The following is an 18040-nucleotide window of genomic DNA, read 5'->3' on the forward strand; positions in this document are numbered from 1 at the left end:
GCGATCTTGCGTGATCAAAGCGGCTTTGGCTTGAAAGCGGCGCTTGCAGTGCAATATATTAAGCGGGCTGAGCACAGGCTCGCCCCTTTCCTGTCATCAACGGATGGACTGCCCGATGAGTGACAACGACGTCGCCCTGACACCGAAAGTGAAGGCCAAGCCGAAACTCGATCGGCCGAAGCTTTACAAGGTCATTCTCGTCAACGACGACTTCACGCCGCGCGAATTCGTGACGGCGGTGCTGAAGATCGTCTTCAGGATGAGCGAGGAAGCCGGATACCGGGTGATGATGACCGCGCACAAGCTCGGCACCGCCGTCGTGGTCGTCTGCGCCAAGGATATCGCCGAGACCAAGGCGAAGGAGGCCATGGATTTCGGCAAGGAAGCGGGGTTCCCGCTGATGTTCACAACCGAGCCCGAGGAATAGGCTCAGCGGTGCGGATCGCAAGAGGCGAGGGCGCTTCTCAGTCTTCCTTCTTGCCGAACATCTTCTTCAGCATCTCGGCCATCGGTCCCGTCGTCGGCAGCTTCTTCGGCTGGGCGCTGTTGCGGGCCTGGTGGATGTGCGACTTGCCGGCGGGCTTCTGGCCATCGGATTTCTGTCCGGCAGGCTGCTGACCGGCCGCGTTCGCACCCGACGGCTTGGCGGGCTTCGGCTTGTCCTCGTCTTCCTTGCCACCGACGGCGAGCGCCAGCTTGTTCATCAGCTGCAGATCCTCGCGCCTGACCAGCATGTCGAGATTGTCGGCGAGCGCGTCGAGCATCGGTTCCAGCCAGGTCTGGTCGACCTTGGCGAAATCGCCGAGCACGTAGTTGTGTACCAGATCCTTGTTGCCGGGATGGCCGATGCCGAGGCGCAGGCGCCGGTAGTCCTTGCCGCAATGGGCGTCGAGCGACTTCACGCCGTTGTGGCCGCCATGGCCGCCGCCAACCTTGATGCGGGCCTTGGCGGGCGAAAGGTCGAGTTCGTCGTAGATGGCGACGATGTCGGACGCCTGCAGCTTGTAGAAGCGCATGGCCTCGCCGACGGATTCGCCCGACAGGTTCATGTAGGTCTGCGGCTTGATCAGCAGCACCTTTTCGCCCGCGATCTCGCCTTCGGATATCTCGGCCTTGAACTTCTTCGACCAGGGCGAAAACGAGTGGCGGCGGTGGATGGCGTCCACGGCCATGAAGCCGATGTTGTGGCGGTTGCCGGCATATTGTCTGCCGGGATTGCCGAGGCCGGCGATAACAAGCATGGCGCGTTCATTCCTGAGCGTTTCGATTTCCCGAGCACGTTCACCACCGCGAAACGGCGCCGAAGTCAAGCGCGCGCGTGCCGATGAGGGCCAGAATCAATCAAGCTAGATCGGGCGCGCGAGATTGGGCCAGCAAGATTTGGAGCGCGCGATCAGGGGCGCGGGCGCAGGCCGTATTTCTCGAAGATCGCCCGCTGGGTGCCGTCGGCGATCAGTTCGTCGAGCGCCTGCTGCATCCTGGCCCGCAAATCCTCGGGGAAGCTCTTCTCGCAGGCTATCCCGAGCGATTGGGAAGAGAGCGTCGCGATACGCACCAGGGGGTGTTCGAGCTTGAGTTTCTCGAAATAGATCGACGAGATGGGCATGAGGTCGATGCGGCCGCTCAGCAGCTTGCGCAGCGTCGACGGGAAATCGCTGGCGACATCGATCCTGGTGAACCCCTTTTCCTTCAGCAGTTTCTCGGTGTAGTCGCCGCGATGCGTGCCCACGACGTAACGCCGGGTGCTGTCCGGATCGGTTTCGGGGATGCCCGACGAAGCCGTCGCCACAAGGATGTTGTCGTCCACAAGCAGCGGCTCGACCCACTTGAACAGCTGGTCGCGCTCGGGGCTGTGCGCGGTCGTGAAGAGGCAGGTCATCGAGGTGGCCTGGGTGGCGGCGTAGGCGCGGCTCCAGGGCATGATCTCGACGCTCATATCGATCCCGGCCTTCTGCATCAACATCCGCACCTGCTCGATGGCCGCGCCTTTCAGGTCCTTGCCTTCGTGGTAGCTGAAGGGCGGGTATTCCTCGGTCACGAAATTGACGGTGGCGCCACTTGCCGGGCCGGCGAAGGGCAAGCTCAGGAGAGCGAGAAGCAGCAGCGGTTTTATCATCTCGGCTTCTCTCTTGCGTCTAGGAGGCGCGGGCGAGCGTTTGAGCATCCGCCAGCCGGATCATCAGCTGATCGACGGTCTGCGGCCGGTGGAAGAGATAGCCCTGTCCGTAGTCGAGGCCCATCTCGCACAGCGTATGGCACTCCTGCTCGGTCTCGATACCTTCGGCGATCACGTTACAGCCCATCTTGTGCGAGAGCGTCGTGATGCTCTCGACGAGCGTGCGGCTCTTGCGCCTTATATCCTCGTTGGCGTCGTTGATCGAGCGGGTGAAGGACTGGTCGATCTTGATGATGTCGACAGGGAAGCGATTGAGATAGCTGAGCGAGGAGTAGCCGGTGCCGAAGTCGTCGAGCGCGATGCGGCAGCCGAACTGGCGGATATCGCTGACGATCTTGCGGATTTCGGGGTTGTTGTGCATCAAGACAGCCTCGGTGATCTCGACGACGATCCGCTCGGGGCGGATATTGTGGCGCATCAGCAGCGATGCCAGCCGCGCGGGCAGCGCCGGCTCGAACTGCAGCGGCGAGAAGTTGATGGCGAGGTAGCTGCTTTCCAGACCGGGAAGCGCCGAAAGCGCCGCCAGATGCTCGATCGCCTTTTCCATGATGACGTTGCCGACGCGGATGATCTTGCCCGTCTCCTCGGCGACGTTGATGACGCCGGCCGGCGCCATCAGGCCCTTGACGGGATGATTGAGGCGCATCAGCGCCTCGAAGCCGGCGACGCCCCGGCCGTTGAGATTGACGATCGGCTGGAGGTAGGCCTCGAACCAGTCCTCGATCAGGCCGATCTCGATGCAGCTTTCGATCTCGGCGCGGGCGCGGGCATGGTCGACCATTTCGTTGTCGAAATGCTGGGCGCCGTTCTTGCCGTCGCGCTTCTTGGCATACATCGCCATGTCGGATTTCTGCAGCAGCTCGGCGGCATTGTCGGCGTGGCGCGGATAGATGGCGATGCCGACGCTGGCGCTCAGATGCATGTCGGTACCGAAAGGCTCGTCGAAGATCGCGGCGAGCATCTCGGCCATCAGATCGGCGCGCCGGGCGGCGTCTTGCGATGGCAGCAGGATCGCGAACTCGTCACCGCCGAGGCGGGCTGCCACGTCCGATGGCGCGAGCTTGCTCTTCAGGCGGCCGACGAACTCGCGCAGCGCCTTGTCGCCCTCGGCGTGGCCGAGATTGTCGTTGATCCATTTGAAGCGGTCGAGATCGACGAACAGGCAGGCGAGCTCCTGTTTGGCGGCGTCGGCCTCGCGGATCTTGCCGTCGAGCACGGTCTCGAAGCCCTGGCGATTGAGAAGTCCGGTCAGGTGGTCGGTGATCGCCTGCTTGTGGTTGCGGGCTTCCGAGGCCTTCAGCGCCGTGACATCGGTCATGACGGAAAGCGAAAGGAAGTCCTGGCCGCCGGTCGCGGCCTTCGATTCCAGGATCAGCACGTCCATGACGCAACCGTCGGCACACAGGAACTTGACGGTGACATCGACGGTCACGCCGCCGTTCAGGTCGTCCTTGCGCTCGAGGAACGCGCCGCGCGTGTCGGTCGTTACGAGATCGGCGAAGCGATTGCCGACGATGTCCTCGCGCTTGTAGCCGGTGGCGGCGAGCCAGTAGTCGCTGACGGCGGTGATGCGGTCGTCCTCGTCGAGGGAGAACAGCATGGCCGGCGTCAGATTGTAGATGTCGATCGCGCGGCGATGCGCGAGTTTCAGTTCCTGCTCCTCGCTTTCCAGCTTGGACTGCATGGTGTTGAAGCTGCGGGCCAGGCGGCCCATTTCGTCGTTGGAGCGCCAGTCGACATGATGGCGAGAACCGAGCTGGCCGGTGGCCTCGATGGCCGCGATCAGGCGCATCAACGGTCTGATAAGGACGATGCGGTTGCCGATGAGCCCGGCGCAAAAGACAATGAGAACGGCGAAAACAAAGATCGACAGGAAGATGATCTCTTCGTTCCTCAGGCCGGAAAACAGGTCCGGCGCGGGATAGAAGACCGAGATGGTCCCGAGCTTCTTCGGGCCGTCCAGCGTGGTGTAGGTGATGGCGCGCGATACCTCGACCAGTCCGCCCCGGTAGGATGCCGGGATGGTCGACTGGCTGACGTCGAGCTGGCCCGAGCCGTCGCGGACCTGAACCTTGACGATGCTGCCCTGCGAGACGACGGCGGCGCTGATCTGCGTGACGCTGTCTTCGTCCAGATCCCAGAGCGGCTTTGCAAGCGCCTGCGCGTTGGCGACGAGAAGAACGGAGATGCCGTCGCGGATTTCCTTTTCGGCGCGTTCCGAGGAGAGGAAAAGGAAGAGAACGAAGAGCGGGGTTACGAGCAGAAGAAGCGCGGCGAACACAATTCCTAGAAATCTGTTCTGGACGGAATTATGCATTTTCCTGCGTTTGCCCCTTGCCGCGCAATGTCTTCGCTCGGAACGGAACCTGTTCTGAAACGATGGGGCATGCTTCCACGAAATGTCTTAATCGAAGTTGAAATGCTTCGGCCGGCGGAAATGAAAAGACCCGCTTTCCGGAGAAAGCGGGTCTTATACTTTACAAAGCGTTCAAGCGATCAAAGGATCAAGCTTCAGCTTCGCCAGCTTCTTCTTCGTCTTCCGATACGCCTGCTGCCGGAGCAACGATCGTGGCGATCGTGAAGTCGCGGTCGATAACCGTGGTCACGCCCTTCGGCAGGGTGACTTCGGAGATGTGGATGCTGTCGCCGATCTTCTTGCCGCTGAGGTCAACGTTGAAGAATTCCGGGATCGCATCGGCCGGGCAATGAACTTCGACTTCGTGACGAACGATGTTCAGAACGCCGCCGACCTTGAGGCCCTGGGACTTCTCTTCGTTGATGAAGTGAACCGGGATCTGGACGGAGACCTGAGTGTTGCCGGATACGCGCAGGAAGTCCACGTGCATCGTGAAGTCGCGGACCGGATCGAGCTGGTAGTCCTTCGGCAGAACCTTGTACTTCTTGCCGTCGACGTCGATCGTTGCGATGGTGGTCATGAAACCGCCAGCGTGGATGCGCTTCGTTACCTCATTGGTGCTGAGGGAGATCGAAATTGGGGCCTGCTTGTCACCATAGATGACAGCCGGGATGAGACCATTGCGGCGAAGTTCACGGGCGGACCCCTTACCAACCCGTTCGCGCGCCTCGGCCTTGAGCTCGTAGCTTTCGTGGCTCATGACTTTTCCTTCCGAGGTTATTTGGAGAGCTCGGCGCAGGCATCGCCTGTCGCTGAACTGGAGGCGGGTTTCCCCATCCTCATCCGCATTGCCTCCAAGGGTGTCTGTGCGGACGCGTGCGCTATAGTCTAGTTGCGGTGGAATGGCAAGGGTCGTCGTCCGGCGGGGCATAGACGCAGGCAAGACCGCCCTGTCTTTTTGCGTGAGTCTTTTAGCATAAGCTGATGCAACTTGGGCATTCGCCGCGAAAGCAAATCGAAACCCAGGATCACCCACCGTTGACGCGGCATTAATAACAGTCGCGATTAGCCATCGTCAGGACCGCGCGGACCGTCGTCATTATCGCTTTCTTAAGCCGCCGCGTATGAAAGCGGAACGGCAAATTGGTCCGGATAAGTCATGTTTACCGTTTTTAACTGCATTGCCCAAATGCACGATCTCAGGCTGGTCGTGCTGGCCGCGTGCCTTTGCTTCCTGTCCAGCCTTGCCGCGCTGACGCTGCTGCAGCGGGCGCGAAACACCGTCAAGGTGGCGCGCCTGATCTGGCTGTTGATGGGTGGCGCCGCCGGCGGTTTCGGGATCTGGGCGACGCATTTCGTGGCGATGCTCGCCTATAGCGGCGGCGTGGTCGTCACTTACGATACATCCGGAACATTGACGTCGCTGGCGCTGGTGCTGGTTGCCACGCTTGCGGCCGTGACCTTCGCGGCCGGGGCCGAGAGCAGGGGGCGCAGGGCGTTCGCCGGGGTGCTGTTCGGCATCGGCGTCACGTCGATGCACTTCCTCGGCATGGCGGCGATGCGGTTTGCCGGCAGCATGACATGGGACCGGTCGTTCGTCATCGCCTCGATGACCCTTGCCGTCGTCATTTCGGCTATCGGATTCTATCTACTTCCCGATATCAAGGCCGCGGGCCGCAAGCTGCTCGTGCCGGCCGCCACCGTCTGCGCAGCGATCGTCGCCATGCATTTTACCGCCATGGCGGCGCTGACGATCGTACCCGGTCCCGGCCCGACGGTCGATCCGAGCGAAACCATGTCGACGGGCTTCATGGTCGTCACTCTTCTGTCCGTGTCGCTGTCGATGATCGCGTCCGGCTTCGCCGCGGCTCTGTTCGCGATGCGGGCGGAAAGCTCGACCAAGGAGAGCGAGGCGCGCTTCGAGATGCTCGTGCAGGGCGTGACCGATTACTCGATCTACATGCTCGACAGAGACGGCCGCGTCACGAACTGGAACGTCGGCGCGCAGCGCGCGAAGGGATACACCGCCGATGAAATCATCGGCGAGGATTTCGGACGATTCTACTCCGAGGAGGAGCGCGCCGCCGGCCTGCCGCAGCGTGCCCTGCTGAAGGCGCGTACGGAGGGCAAATTCGAGGCGGAGGGCTGGCGTTTCCGCAAGGATGGAACCTCGTTCTGGGCTCACGTCGTGATCGATCCCATCTGGGCCGCCGACGGCGAGATCGCCGGCTACGCGAAGATCACCAGGGACGTGACCGAGCAGAAGGCCGACCGCGACCGCATCAAGCAAGTCTCGCGCAATCTCGACCTCGCGCTTGAGAACGTCTCCCAGGGCATCTGCCTGTTCGACGCCGAGGAACGCCTCGTTCTCGCAAACCGCCGCTATAGCGAGATCTTCGAATTCCAGCCGGGAACGATCCGTCCCGGCATGAGCTACAGGCAGATCATCGCGCTCGGATACGAGATCCACTTGTCCGATCCCGAGGTCGTGGCGACGCGCTCGTCCGAGCATTACGACAAGCTGAAGCGCGCGTTCAGGCTGGGTGAACACTCGATCATTCACAAGATCGCGCATGGCCGGTCGATCCAGTTGAACCTCAACGAGCTTCCCGATGGCGGCTGGGTCGCGACCTACGAGGACATCACGGAGCGACTGCTTTCGGAAGAAAAGATCGCGTTCATGGCGCGCCACGACGCGCTGACGGGATTGCCCAACCGCTCGGCGTTTTCCGAGCGCCTGTCGCAGGACCTGGCGGTCGCCAAGCGCGCGGGAATGCAGGTCGCGGTCATCGGCATCGATCTCGACAAGTTCAAGGAGATCAACGATCAGCGCGGCCACAGCGCCGGCGATCAGGTGCTGGTCACCCTGTCGGAGCGGATGAGCCGGCATCTCGGCGAAGACGAGTTCGTCGCCCGCTTCGGCGGTGACGAGTTCGCGGCGATCAAGCAGTTCTCCGACATCGCGGACCTGCATGATTTCGTGGCGCGGCTCGAGGCGAGCCTGACGGATGACTTCAAGATCGACGGCTTCGACATCAATCCCGACGCCAGCATCGGCGTCGCCATCTATCCGCAGGACGGATCGACCGGCGAGATGCTGCTGGCCAATGCCGATCTGGCCATGTACCGCGCCAAGGCGACGCTCAGCGAGCGCATCTGCTTCTATGAAGTGGCCATGGACGAGGCGGCGCGCGACCGCCGCAAGATGGCGAGCGATCTGTGGTCGGCCATCGATCGAAACGAATTGCATCTGCACTATCAGGTGCAGAAATCGGTCTCGACCGGTGACATAACCGGCTACGAAGTTCTGCTGCGCTGGGAACATCCGACACGCGGGAACGTGCCGCCGGGCGACTTCATCTCGGTCGCCGAGGAATGCGGCGCGATCGTGCCGATCGGCGAGTGGGTGCTGCGAGAGGCCTGCAAGGAGGCCGCCGGATGGGCCGAGAAGCACAAGATCGCCGTCAACCTGTCGCCAGTCCAGATCGGCCACCAGGATATCGCGCATCTCGTGCATTCGGTCCTGTTCGAGACCGGGCTCGAGCCATGGCGCCTTGAGCTCGAGATCACCGAATCGTCGATCATCGTCGACAAGGACCGGGCGCTGCTGACGCTGCGCCAGGTGAAGAACCTCGGCGTATCCATCGCCATCGACGATTTCGGCACGGGCTATTCGTCGCTGGAGACGCTGCGCTCCTTCCCGTTCGACAAGATCAAGCTCGACCGCAGTTTCATGAACGAGGTCGAGACCAGCGAGCAGGCAAAGGCGATCATCCGCGCGATCCTGGCGCTCGGGCAAAGCCTCAGCATTCCGGTGCTTGCCGAGGGCGTCGAGACGGATGTCCAGCTGGGCATACTGCTCGACGAAGGCTGCGACGAGGCGCAGGGCTATCTTCTCGGCCGGCCGATGCCGATGCGCTCGCGCAGGATCGCCGCCTGAAATCGCGCATGCAACTGCCGGGTTGACAGGGCGGGGCCCGAGCCTTCACATGCGACCTCAAATGGTACGGGAGAAATTCAGCATGCAACTCAAGACCCTAACGGCGACCGCTGTCGTTCTTCTCGGCTTGATCTCGACGGCCCAGGCGGTCGATATCAACCAGCAGGGCGCCAAGGAAATCGAGGCGAACCTGTCGCGGCTTCTGCCGAAGGACGCGGCCAAGGGCTTCGTGACCGTCAACCCGGCGGGCACGCGCTACGAGATCATCTATGACTTCGCGGCGCTCCTGAAGAAGGCCGATCCGAAGAACTTTTCCATCAAGGGCCTGAACCCATGGTCGATCTTCGCAACGCCTGAAGAAAGCGGCCTGTGGACGATCGAGGGCAACAACTCGCTCGACGTCACCGGCGCGTTCAAGGCACCCGGCCAGCCGAACACCGAGTTCACCTATGTCATCGATTCCCTGATTTCCAACGGCGTCTTCGATCCGGCGATCAGCTATCTCAAGTCTGGCGACTTCTCCAGCAAGGCGCTTCGCTTCTCGTCGAAGACGGAGAAGGAAGAGGTGAGCGTCGAGACCGGCCCCTCGACCTACAAGATGACCTCGTCTGATGCCGAGTTGAAGGGGCGGACCAATTTCGCCGGCAGCGGCACGATGAACGCCTTCGTCGAGACGATCAGCGGCAAGGAAGTACCGGCCGTCGAGATCCGCGCCGACTCGGTGGATTTCGCCGCCGCGGTGAATGGCGTTTCCATCAACGATTTCCGCGAGATCCTCGCCTTCGTCATCGAGCACGCCGACGACAAGAAGCTCAAGCGCGCCGACAGTGAGAAGATCAAGGAGCTGCTGCGCAAGTCGTTCCCGCTGCTGACGAGCCTGAACGAGACGATAACGCTGAACAAGGTGAGCGTATCGAGCGTAGCCGGCAGCGGCGGCGCCGACAGCATCGATTATACGATCGGCGTGAGCGGTCCGAGCGACGCGATGCGGTTCGATGTCGGCATGGCGGCAAAGCGGATCAGTCTTGACACCGCGTTGCTGCCCGAGATGTACGCGCCCTTCGTTCCCGAGGAGCTGGAGCTCCAGTTCGGCTTCCCCGAGCTCAACGTCGCCGCACTCGGCGAAGAGCTGATGAAGGTCGACTATACCGACGAGAAGAAGAGCAGCGAGGAAAGCGACAAGGCTTTCGCAAAGCTCATGACCAATGGCGAGATGGTCGTTGCCTTCCCGAAGATTTCGGCGCGTTCCAGCGTCTATGATGCCGAAATCTCAGGTGAGGTTCGCGGCGTTCCGAAGTCGACCACGGAATATTCGATGACCGCATCGATCCTCGCACGCGACTTCGACAAGACGATCACCGCCATCCAGGAACTGGCCAAGAGCAATCCCGAGCTCAACCAGGTGTCGTTCGGCCTGATGATGGTCAAGGGCTTCGGCAAGACCGATCCCGACGGCCGTCAGCGTTGGGACGTCAGCGTTGCTCGCGACGGTTCGATCACGGTCAACGGCCAGGTGGTCAAGGGCGCGAACTGAGCCCCCAGTCATTTCCGGCCCCATTCGCGGGCCGGAAACCCGACGTCCGCCAAGGTCCCGCCATCAGCGGCGGCATTCGCCCTGGCCGACGATGCGGAAGCCGGCATTGCCCGCCTCGCATGAATTCGAAAATGTCCTGATCTCTCTGCCGCGCTCGCCGCAAACGGGGCGGTACTCGCGTGTGCAGATGCCACCGGGCCGCTGGGGCGGCATCGGTTCCTCGCGTGGCGGACGCGGGCGAGGGCCCGGCCCGGGTCCCGGCGTCATCGGCGGGCCGGCGCGGCACTCGCCTCGGCCAACGATCCGGAAACCGCTGTTGTTGGCCTGGCAGGCATTGCCGAATGTCTGCGTGCGGCCACCGCGCTCACCACAGACCGGCGCGTATTCCATTGTGCACATTTGCGGCTGCGGCGGGCGAGGGCGCGGCGGCGGAGCCGGACGGACCGGGGCCGGCCCGGTTCCGTAAGCTGGACCTGGCCCATAGCCGGGACCGACATCCGCGGTGCAGGCGGAGAGGGCTGGAAGGATGACCAGCATCGCCAGTCTGATCGGAGATTTCACGATTTTTGCCATGCTTCTTCCTCCCGTCGGCCGGATATCATTGAAATCCTAACCGAATTGGGATGCGGGAGAAAGGGCGGACAGGGATTCCGTCTTCACTCAGTCGAAGAGGCTGGAGACGGATTCTTCCTGGCTGGTGCGGTTGATGGCTTCGCCGATCAGCGTCGCGGTGGTCAGCACGCGGATATTGTGCGCCGACTGGACGGCCGTCGTCGGCTGGATCGAGTCGGTGATGACGAGCTCCCGCAGCTTGGAATTGGTGATGCGGGTCACCGCGCCGCCCGACAGGACGCCATGGGTGATGTAGGCGGTGACGCTGGCTGCGCCCTTGGCGAGCAGCGCGTCGGCGGCGTTGCAGAGCGTGCCGCCGGAATCGACGATATCGTCGATCAGCAGGCAGTCCTTGCCGGTGACGTCGCCGATGATGTTCATGACTTCGGATTCACCCGGGCGGTCGCGGCGCTTGTCCACGATCGCCAGAAGACAGTCGAGGCGTTTGGCAAGCGCGCGTGCGCGCACGACGCCGCCGACGTCCGGCGACACGACCATGACGTTGGAGATGTCGTAGTTGGCCTTGATGTCGCGCGTCAGGATCGGCACGGCATACAGATTGTCCGTCGGGATATCGAAGAAGCCCTGGATCTGGCCGGCGTGCAGATCGAGCGTCAAAACGCGGTCGGCCCCGGCTTCGGTGATCAGGTTGGCGACGAGCTTGGCCGAGATCGGCGTGCGGCCCGAAGCGCGGCGGTCCTGGCGTGCGTAGCCGAAGTAGGGAAGGACGCGGTGATGCGGCGGGCCGACGAGCGGCGCATCGCATCGATCATGATGAGCAGTTCCATCAGGTGGTCGTTCGTCGGGAAGGACGTCGACTGGACGAGGAACACGTCCTCGCCGCGTACGTTTTCCTGGACTTCCACGAAGATTTCCTGGTCGGCAAATCTTCGGACCGTTGCTCTGCCCAAGGGCACATTAAGATAGTTGCAGATCTCTTCGGCGAGGTGCCGGTTCGAATTGCCTGCGAAAACCTTCATCTTGGTCCGCCTGTTGCCTGCTGATAGCCGCGCTTTTTAGCCAGCTTGTTCCCGAATGCAAGGGCAAAGGCGACTCGCGCCTTTATATTTCCAAAAAGCTTGTGGCTTAACCGCCACGGGCATCCCGCCACGACGAGAATTCGCTGATCGTCTTGGACGCAATCTGCTGCATGACGGAGGCCGGAACCACGGCCCAGGGATCCTGCGCTTCGGACGGAACGCTCTCCTGTCCCTGGATGCGATGCAGCCGGGCGCCGCTGTTGTCGAGCACGTCCCAGACATAGACCACCGTTACCTTGCCGCTGTCGGTGAAGGCCGAGAGGTAACCCTTGAGGATGTAGGCGCTGCTGTTGTCGTTGGAGCTCTTGATCGCGAGGCCGTGCGAGCGCGCTTCGGCGCCGAGTTGCCGCGACAGGGGCGTGACGGCCTGAACCGGCGCGCCGATGATCGGCAGGAAGCGTACGCTCGATCCGCCCGATGGCGCCAGCATTGCGGTGCGCTTCGGCTCGGCCACCTTGTCCTTCGCCTCTGCGTCGGCGATGTCCTGCTCTTCGGCCTGCGCGTTCGATACCGGCTCCGAAGCGGGCTCGGAGACCGGCTCGGAAAGGGGCTGGCTCTCGATGGCGGCGGAGGCTCGCGGCTGCTCGGTCTGGCCGTCGAGCGCATAGGCCTGCGCCTGCATGGTCGTCGGCGGTGCGCCGGAGCCGGGCCGGGCGTCCTGTTCCACATAGGCCGGGTGATAGCCGCCCTCACGCGGCGGAGACGAGAAGGTCTGGCCGCGTCGCGGCGTGCCTGCCATGCGCTCGACCTCGCCCTGGGTGACCGGCGTCGAACGGATGCTGCCCGAGGTTTCGCCGATGTCGACGAGGGGGGTCAGGGCATCCGTGGTGTTGCAGGCGGAAAGCAGGGCAAGGCAGGCGATGAGCGTGGACGCTGTCGCAAGTCGCGTCATCCCTCGTGTCATCCTTCTTCAGTGCGCGTGTCGCCACGCGGCATATGCCCCGGCCAACTTTATGGCGGTCGGGGCATGGAGATGTCAATTGCCGATTATAATCGGCTGTCACTCATAGGTTGATGAAGTCGAGCGGATGACGCGACAGCGCCTTCGGCTCGTCGTCGGTCGTCAGGTAGGTTTGCCCGAGAGTCATGGCCGTGCCGCTGTCGGAATCCATGATGATCATGTGGACGAAGAGCGGCATGCCCGGCACGATCGGCTGTGGATTGCCGACGTGGAACATCTGGTGTTCCATCCAGGAGGGCGAGAAGCGGGCGCCGAGCGAATAGCCGCAGGCGTTCAGGCGGTGACGCGAGAGGCCGCGCTCCTCCATGATCTTCGAATGGACGTCGAAGACATCGCCGAACGTATGTCCCGGCTTCAGCACCGTTTCGATGGCCTGGATGTTCTCGAGGCAGGCATTGTAGAGTTCGCGGTGGCGATAGCTCGGTTCGCCGATGACGATCGTGCGCATCATCGCGGCGTGGTAATGCGCATAGGCGCCGGCCCATTCCAGCGTCAGCTGGTCGTTGGCGTCGAGCCTGCGGCGGCCGGCCTTGTAGCGGCAGAGCAGGGCATCGGCGCCGGAGCCGATGATGAATTCGTTGGCGGGGTAATCGCCGCCGCCGGCAAGGACGGCACCCTGCATGGCCGCAAGGATCGCGGCCTCGTCGGCGCCGGCTTTCGTCAGCGAAAGGGCCGCATCCAACGCGTCGTCGGCAAGGGCCGCCGCGCGCTCGACATAGGCGATCTCCGTCGGGCTCTTGATGAGGCGCAGACGGCTGACGAGATAGGATGCGTCGGAGATCTGGCCGAATGCCATCAACTGCGTGTCGAGAAGCCGGGCGATGCGACCGGTCATGCCATGCGTGTCGTATTCGACGCCGATGCGCGCGCCGAGCAGGTCCATCTCGACCAGAAGGTTCTTCAGATCAACGGTCGGATCGGCGTTGACGCGATCGACCCAGATATGAATGTTTTCGATGATCGACGTCTGCCGCGCCTGACGCAGATCGGCCGAACGGGTCAGAAGCGCCATGGTGCCGTCGGCCTTGACGACGAGCGTCTGGAAGAAGCAGTAGCCGAAGGTGTCGTAGCCGGTCAGCCAGTACATGCTTTCCTGGGCGAAGAGGAGGAGGGCGTCGAGCTTCTCCTCCTGCATCTGCTGCGTCAGCCGCGCGAGACGGTCGGCGAATTCGGAGGTTTCGAAGTGTAGGCCCATACCGGTCACATCTCCCTTATGGCAATCGCCGAAATCTGCCGGCCGTAGTCCGGTTCCTGGCTGTGTGTCGTCCGTCGGTAGGAAAAGAAGCGTTCGCTGTCGGGGTAGGTGCAGACGCCGAGGCTTTCCGCCTTGACGCCGGCGGCACGCAGCCGATCGATGGTGAATGCGGGCAGGTCGAACATCGCATGTCCGGGCTTCTGAGACGGGGTGAAATAGCGCTGATAATCGCTGTTTTCGCTGACGAAGCGCTCGACGAATTCGGGACCGACCTCGTAGCTCGCCTTGCTGATCGACGGGCCCAAGCAGGCGACGATCGCCTCGCGCCGGGCGCCGAGCCCGATCATGGCGTCGATGGTGTTTTCCAGCACGCCGGTGAATGCGCCCTTCCAGCCGGCATGGGCGGCGCCGACCACCTTGTTTTCCGGATCGGCGAACAGGATCGGGCCGCAATCGGCGGCGAGCACGCCAAGCGCGATGCCGGGTGTCGCGGTCACCAGCGCGTCGGCCGGCTGGCGCGTGCCGTCATAGGAGGCGTCGACCACCACGACATCGGGCGAATGCACCTGGTGCACGGTTGCCAGCCGCTCGACCGGCAGGTCGAACCAGCCGGCGACGCGCCTGCGGTTTTCCTCGACCTTGGCGCGTTCGTCGCTGGAGCCCAGGCCGACATTAAGGCCTCGATAGATGCCGTCGGAGACGCCGCCCTGGCGGGTGAAATAGCCGTGCTGGATGGTGTCGCCGGTCGCTTCGTTCAGCAGCGCGCTTTGGATCGGTTCCGGGGAGGGCGCATGTGTCATCGGTCATTCCACGATTTGTTTTAGCGACGCCCAGACGGTGTGCCGGACGAAGCGCTGTCGATTGCGGCGATGTTGACCCCGCCGCGCGCGCCCTGTCAATCCACGGAACGGAACGGCATCAGATCGATGGCGGGATGGGAAACGGCCATCACCTTGAAGAGTTCCCCCATCTTTCCCTCGCCTTCGCCGGCCAGGCGGTCGACGGCGGCCTGGATGATCTGCTGGGTGCGGGGTTCGCGATCACGTCCGAGGGCGGCGGCGCGTTCGAGGATGCCGAGGCCCACCAGGAAGTCGCCCTGATGCAGCTGGCCGTTGACGTGGAGCCCGGCTGCCACGGCGGTCTCGCCGAGAGCCTGGAAATCGACGTGACTGGTGAGATCGGCTTCGCCAGGGTGGGCGAGCGGTGGGTCGAATTCGTGCATGCGTACCGCCTGCAGCGTATCGCCGAAGCCGGTGATCAGGTGGCCGTAGTCGAGCGCCAACGCCGTGCCGCCGAAGGCCTTGAGCCGATCGGCGATGGCGACCATCACGGATTCGCGCGCGGGGGCGATCTCGAAAAGCGTGCCGAGGGGAACGCTCGCGGCCTGCTCGGGAAGCAGCCGCGGGTCGATCCCGGCGACGCCGGTTCCAAACGAGAGCTCGTCATCGACGTCGAGGCCGACCATGCGTTCGCGAAAGCCGGTCGCGGTCTTGACGAACTGGCGGATCGGGATGGCGTCGAAGAGTTCGTTGGCGGCGATCAGGGTGAGGCCGGGCGGGATCTCGTCGAAGCCGTCGTGCCAGCTGATCCTGCCCTGATGGGCGGCGAGCGTTTCCTGCTGCACCTCGCGCAGGCGCGGGCTGGTCTCGACGAGGTGGATGGTCATGGTTTCGAAGAGCGGCGGCGCCAGACGCTCGATGACGCGCAGCATGTCCGACATCATCGTGCCGCGTCCCGGGCCGATCTCGACCAGCTTCACGCCCGGGGGCGTGCCGTGGCGCTGCCATGCGTGGACGATGAAGACGCCGATCATCTCGCCGAAGAGCTGGCTGACCTCCGGCGCGGTGACGAAGTCGCCGGAGCTGCCGAAGGGTTCCCTGGTCTTGTAGTATCCGTATTCGGGATCGGCGAGGCACAGCGAAAAGAAGTCGGTGACGCTGATCGGACCGTTCGCCTGGATGATCGCCTTGATCTTCTCACCGAGTGCGGTGGTCATGTTCTCCTCCTCCGGAGCCGCGATCAGGACTGCGGAGCAGCCTGAAGGCGGGCACGGATCATGGCCCAGAGGCCGAGCAGGATCATCGGCGACGACAGGACCATCCCCATCGTCAGCCAGTTGGTGCCGAGAAGGTAGCCGAGTTGTACGTCCGGTTCACGGAAGAACTCGACGAAGATGCGCGAAAGGGCGTAGCCGCAGACGAAGACGCCGGTGACGAAGCCGGGGGTCTTCAGCGCCCGCACGCCATAGATGAGGGCGGCCAGCACGAGGAGTAGCACGATGCCTTCAAGGCCCGCCTCATAAAGCTGGCTCGGGTGGCGCGCGAAGGGGCCGCCGGTCGGAAAGACCACGGCCCAAGGCACGTCCGTCAGCCGGCCCCAGAGTTCGCCGTTGATGAAATTGGCGATGCGGCCGAAGAACAGGCCCACGGGAACCACGGCGGCGACGATGTCGAAGAGGTTCCAGAGCGGGATCTTGTTGCGCTTGGCGAAGATGATCATGGCGATCGTCGTGCCGGCGAGGCCGCCATGGAAGGACATGCCGCCGTTCCAGATCTGGATGGCGCGGATCGGGCTCTCGATGATCGATGCCATGTCGTAGAACAGGATGTAGCCGATGCGGCCGCCCAGGACGACGCCAAGCGCCACCCAGACGACGAAGTCGTCCAGCTGCGCCTTGGTGATCGGCGAGGCATTGCCGGGCCAGAGGCTGTCGTTTCCGGCGATGATGCGGGCGTAGTACCAGCCGATCATGATGCCGGCGACATAGGCCAGGCCGTACCAGTGGATCGCCACGGGTCCGATGGCGAAGGCGATCGGGTCGATATTGGGAAAAGGCATGATAGCCATGAAGTTGGCAGCTGTCGGCAAGGTCGTCCCATCCGTTGATGTGGGCGGAAGATGGCCTTGCGACACCAGCCGGTCAAGTTGATTGTTAGTGATGCGAGATAGGTGCGACCGCTTATCCAGTGCAAAGCGCTTGCATCCTTAACGGCGAAGCCCTACCTCAGTGCCGAGGGCCGAGAGCGGCCGAAAGCATTCTTTCAAAGGGAGTAAACCGCCATGACGACAGGCACAAACCGCATCATGGACGAGTTCGCCAAGCTGATGACCGATGCCGCGGGCGCCGCCCAGGGCGTGCGCAAGGAAGTCGAAACGATGTTCAATGCCCAGGCCGAGCGCTGGCTGAACAGCATGGACGTGGTCAAGCGGGAAGAGTTCGAGGTCGTGCGCGAGATGGCGATCAAGGCGCGCGACGAAAACGACGCGCTTCTGGCACGTATCGCCGCGCTCGAGGCGAAGCTCGAGATCCAAGCCCGCCGCCAAGGGCAAGTAATCCCGTTTAGGGACATGGCGCGGTGTGGCCTTTGAGAGACACACCGCTGCTTCGGCTAAAAAAGCGGGTGTGTTTTTCCACCTGTGGACACTGCCAAAAAAGCCAATGGGCAGAGTCGTTTATACCCTCCTTCTGAATCCAATTCCCAACACCTTTCCACAGTGGCGTTCCCGAAAACGGCCCTCAGGGGGCTGGCACACCACCGGGTGCGTTATACACTGATTTTAAATGATGATTCGAAGCAGTTGGTAAGCTCCGGGCAGGTTCGCTGCGTAAGTCTGGTAGCGGTTCAACGGTCATCTGGGTTGGTGGTTTCCGGGTTTTGCGTGTGTTCGCTTGTGTCTCGTTGGACGAAGTCGTTACGCATTCACTCCGGTCAAGAAGGTGCTGCATGAGCCTCATGGAATTGGAAGTCGAGCGTCAGTCGAACCCGGTCGATACGATCGAGTACGTCGCCGCCCACAACGACTGGGCTTTCGAGCGGTCGGGTGACGACGAAATCGCGATGACGGTCGAGGGCAAGTGGACGGATTATCACGTCTCCTTTTCCTGGATGGAGGAATTCGAGGCGCTGCATCTCGGCTGCGCCTTCGACATCAAGATTCCCGAACAGCGCATGAATGAAGTGACGAAGCTTCTGGCCGGTATCAACGGCCAGGTGCTGATGGGCCACTTCGACGTCTGGCGCCAGGAGGACGTGGTCATCTTCCGGCAGTCGCTGCTGCTGGCCGGCGGCGCCGAGCCGACGAACCGCCAGGTCGAGGTGCTGCTCGCCAGCGCGCTCGATACCTGCGAGGCTTATTATCAGGCATTCCAGTTCGTGATCTGGTCCGGCATGGACGCCAACCGCGCCATGGAAGCCGTTCTGTTCGAAACCGTGGGTGAAGCGTAA

The 18040-nt window shown here is 62.8% G+C and carries 15 protein-coding genes and 1 pseudogene; 5 read left to right on the forward strand and 11 right to left on the reverse strand.

Annotated elements, in window-relative coordinates; all coding sequences use genetic code 11:
• Positions 1–115 precede the first annotated feature (115 nt).
• Complete coding sequence (gene clpS, locus P3R82_RS13240; protein ID WP_283194174.1) at positions 116–427, forward strand: ATP-dependent Clp protease adapter ClpS; 312 nt, start codon at positions 116–118, stop codon at positions 425–427.
• Between the two features lie 37 nt (positions 428–464).
• Here clpS and pth read toward each other — a convergent pair whose 3' ends face one another.
• From pth to P3R82_RS13260, 4 genes are all read right to left on the reverse strand, one after another.
• Positions 465–1241: an aminoacyl-tRNA hydrolase gene (pth, locus tag P3R82_RS13245; protein WP_283194175.1), complete on the reverse strand. Its 777-nt coding sequence runs from the start codon at positions 1239–1241 to the stop codon at positions 465–467.
• Between the two features lie 152 nt (positions 1242–1393).
• The gene (locus P3R82_RS13250; RefSeq protein ID WP_283196336.1) at positions 1394–2113 is read right to left on the reverse strand and encodes a transporter substrate-binding domain-containing protein; all 720 of its coding nucleotides are present in this window, start codon (positions 2111–2113) and stop codon (positions 1394–1396) included.
• A 22-nt stretch (positions 2114–2135) separates the two neighbouring features.
• Entirely contained in the window at positions 2136–4493 is a 2358-nt protein-coding gene (locus P3R82_RS13255) for an EAL domain-containing protein (RefSeq protein WP_283194176.1), read from the reverse strand.
• 187 nt (positions 4494–4680) lie between these two features.
• Positions 4681–5292 carry a 50S ribosomal protein L25/general stress protein Ctc gene (locus P3R82_RS13260; protein ID WP_283194177.1) on the reverse strand — a complete coding sequence of 204 codons (612 nt, stop codon included), beginning with the start codon at positions 5290–5292 and terminating at the stop codon, positions 4681–4683.
• Between the two features lie 399 nt (positions 5293–5691).
• Here P3R82_RS13260 and P3R82_RS13265 point away from each other — a divergent pair, with 399 nt between their 5' ends.
• Both P3R82_RS13265 and P3R82_RS13270 read left to right on the forward strand, forming a co-directional pair.
• On the forward strand, positions 5692–8472 hold the full coding sequence (locus P3R82_RS13265; RefSeq protein WP_283194178.1) for an EAL domain-containing protein: 2781 nt from the start codon (positions 5692–5694) through the stop codon (positions 8470–8472).
• A gap of 82 nt (positions 8473–8554) precedes the next feature.
• Entirely contained in the window at positions 8555–10006 is a 1452-nt protein-coding gene (locus tag P3R82_RS13270) for a hypothetical protein (RefSeq protein ID WP_283194179.1), read from the forward strand.
• 63 nt (positions 10007–10069) lie between these two features.
• On the opposite strand, the gene P3R82_RS13275 is transcribed toward P3R82_RS13270, so the two are convergent.
• The 7 genes and pseudogenes from P3R82_RS13275 to lgt all read right to left on the reverse strand — a co-directional run bounded on the left by P3R82_RS13275 (position 10070) and on the right by lgt (position 16682).
• Complete coding sequence (locus tag P3R82_RS13275) at positions 10070–10579, reverse strand: Kazal-type serine protease inhibitor (protein WP_283194180.1); 510 nt, start codon at positions 10577–10579, stop codon at positions 10070–10072.
• An 87-nt stretch (positions 10580–10666) separates the two neighbouring features.
• Positions 10667–11598, reverse strand: a pseudogene (locus P3R82_RS13280) (ribose-phosphate pyrophosphokinase).
• Positions 11599–11704: 106 nt separating this feature from the next.
• Complete coding sequence (locus tag P3R82_RS13285) at positions 11705–12550, reverse strand: hypothetical protein (RefSeq protein ID WP_283194181.1); 846 nt, start codon at positions 12548–12550, stop codon at positions 11705–11707.
• Positions 12551–12662: 112 nt separating this feature from the next.
• Positions 12663–13814 (reverse strand): Xaa-Pro peptidase family protein, encoded by a 1152-nt coding sequence (locus P3R82_RS13290; RefSeq protein WP_283194182.1) that lies wholly within the window; start codon positions 13812–13814, stop codon positions 12663–12665.
• A 5-nt stretch (positions 13815–13819) separates the two neighbouring features.
• Positions 13820–14614 carry a peptidoglycan editing factor PgeF gene (gene pgeF / locus P3R82_RS13295; RefSeq protein WP_283194183.1) on the reverse strand — a complete coding sequence of 265 codons (795 nt, stop codon included), beginning with the start codon at positions 14612–14614 and terminating at the stop codon, positions 13820–13822.
• A 95-nt stretch (positions 14615–14709) separates the two neighbouring features.
• Positions 14710–15810 carry a class I SAM-dependent methyltransferase gene (locus tag P3R82_RS13300; RefSeq protein ID WP_283194184.1) on the reverse strand — a complete coding sequence of 367 codons (1101 nt, stop codon included), beginning with the start codon at positions 15808–15810 and terminating at the stop codon, positions 14710–14712.
• Between the two features lie 23 nt (positions 15811–15833).
• The gene (gene lgt / locus P3R82_RS13305; protein ID WP_283194185.1) at positions 15834–16682 is read right to left on the reverse strand and encodes a prolipoprotein diacylglyceryl transferase; all 849 of its coding nucleotides are present in this window, start codon (positions 16680–16682) and stop codon (positions 15834–15836) included.
• Between the two features lie 192 nt (positions 16683–16874).
• Between lgt and P3R82_RS13310 the strand changes: the two genes are divergently transcribed.
• Together P3R82_RS13310 and P3R82_RS13315 are read left to right on the forward strand one after the other, a co-directional pair.
• Positions 16875–17183: an accessory factor UbiK family protein gene (locus tag P3R82_RS13310; RefSeq protein ID WP_283194186.1), complete on the forward strand. Its 309-nt coding sequence runs from the start codon at positions 16875–16877 to the stop codon at positions 17181–17183.
• 356 nt (positions 17184–17539) lie between these two features.
• A complete protein-coding gene (locus P3R82_RS13315; protein ID WP_183899313.1) occupies positions 17540–18040 on the forward strand; it encodes a YbjN domain-containing protein in 501 nt (166 codons plus the stop codon).

It is taken from the genome of Rhizobium sp. AN80A, from assembly GCF_030053015.1.
GTDB classification, from domain to species: domain Bacteria; phylum Pseudomonadota; class Alphaproteobacteria; order Rhizobiales; family Rhizobiaceae; genus Rhizobium; species Rhizobium metallidurans.

Coding starts and splice junctions, on each gene's coding strand:
- clpS (WP_283194174.1), top strand. CDS start 116: ATGAGTGACAACGACGTCGCCCTGACACCGAAAGTGAAGGCCAAGCCG.
- pth (WP_283194175.1), bottom strand. CDS start 1,241: ATGCTTGTTATCGCCGGCCTCGGCAATCCCGGCAGACAATATGCCGGC.
- P3R82_RS13255 (WP_283194176.1), bottom strand. CDS start 4,493: ATGCATAATTCCGTCCAGAACAGATTTCTAGGAATTGTGTTCGCCGCG.
- P3R82_RS13260 (WP_283194177.1), bottom strand. CDS start 5,292: ATGAGCCACGAAAGCTACGAGCTCAAGGCCGAGGCGCGCGAACGGGTT.
- P3R82_RS13265 (WP_283194178.1), top strand. CDS start 5,692: ATGTTTACCGTTTTTAACTGCATTGCCCAAATGCACGATCTCAGGCTG.
- P3R82_RS13270 (WP_283194179.1), top strand. CDS start 8,555: ATGCAACTCAAGACCCTAACGGCGACCGCTGTCGTTCTTCTCGGCTTG.
- P3R82_RS13275 (WP_283194180.1), bottom strand. CDS start 10,579: ATGGCAAAAATCGTGAAATCTCCGATCAGACTGGCGATGCTGGTCATC.
- P3R82_RS13285 (WP_283194181.1), bottom strand. CDS start 12,550: ATGACGCGACTTGCGACAGCGTCCACGCTCATCGCCTGCCTTGCCCTG.
- P3R82_RS13290 (WP_283194182.1), bottom strand. CDS start 13,814: ATGGGCCTACACTTCGAAACCTCCGAATTCGCCGACCGTCTCGCGCGG.
- pgeF (WP_283194183.1), bottom strand. CDS start 14,614: ATGACACATGCGCCCTCCCCGGAACCGATCCAAAGCGCGCTGCTGAAC.
- P3R82_RS13300 (WP_283194184.1), bottom strand. CDS start 15,810: ATGACCACCGCACTCGGTGAGAAGATCAAGGCGATCATCCAGGCGAAC.
- P3R82_RS13310 (WP_283194186.1), top strand. CDS start 16,875: ATGACGACAGGCACAAACCGCATCATGGACGAGTTCGCCAAGCTGATG.
- P3R82_RS13315 (WP_183899313.1), top strand. CDS start 17,540: ATGAGCCTCATGGAATTGGAAGTCGAGCGTCAGTCGAACCCGGTCGAT.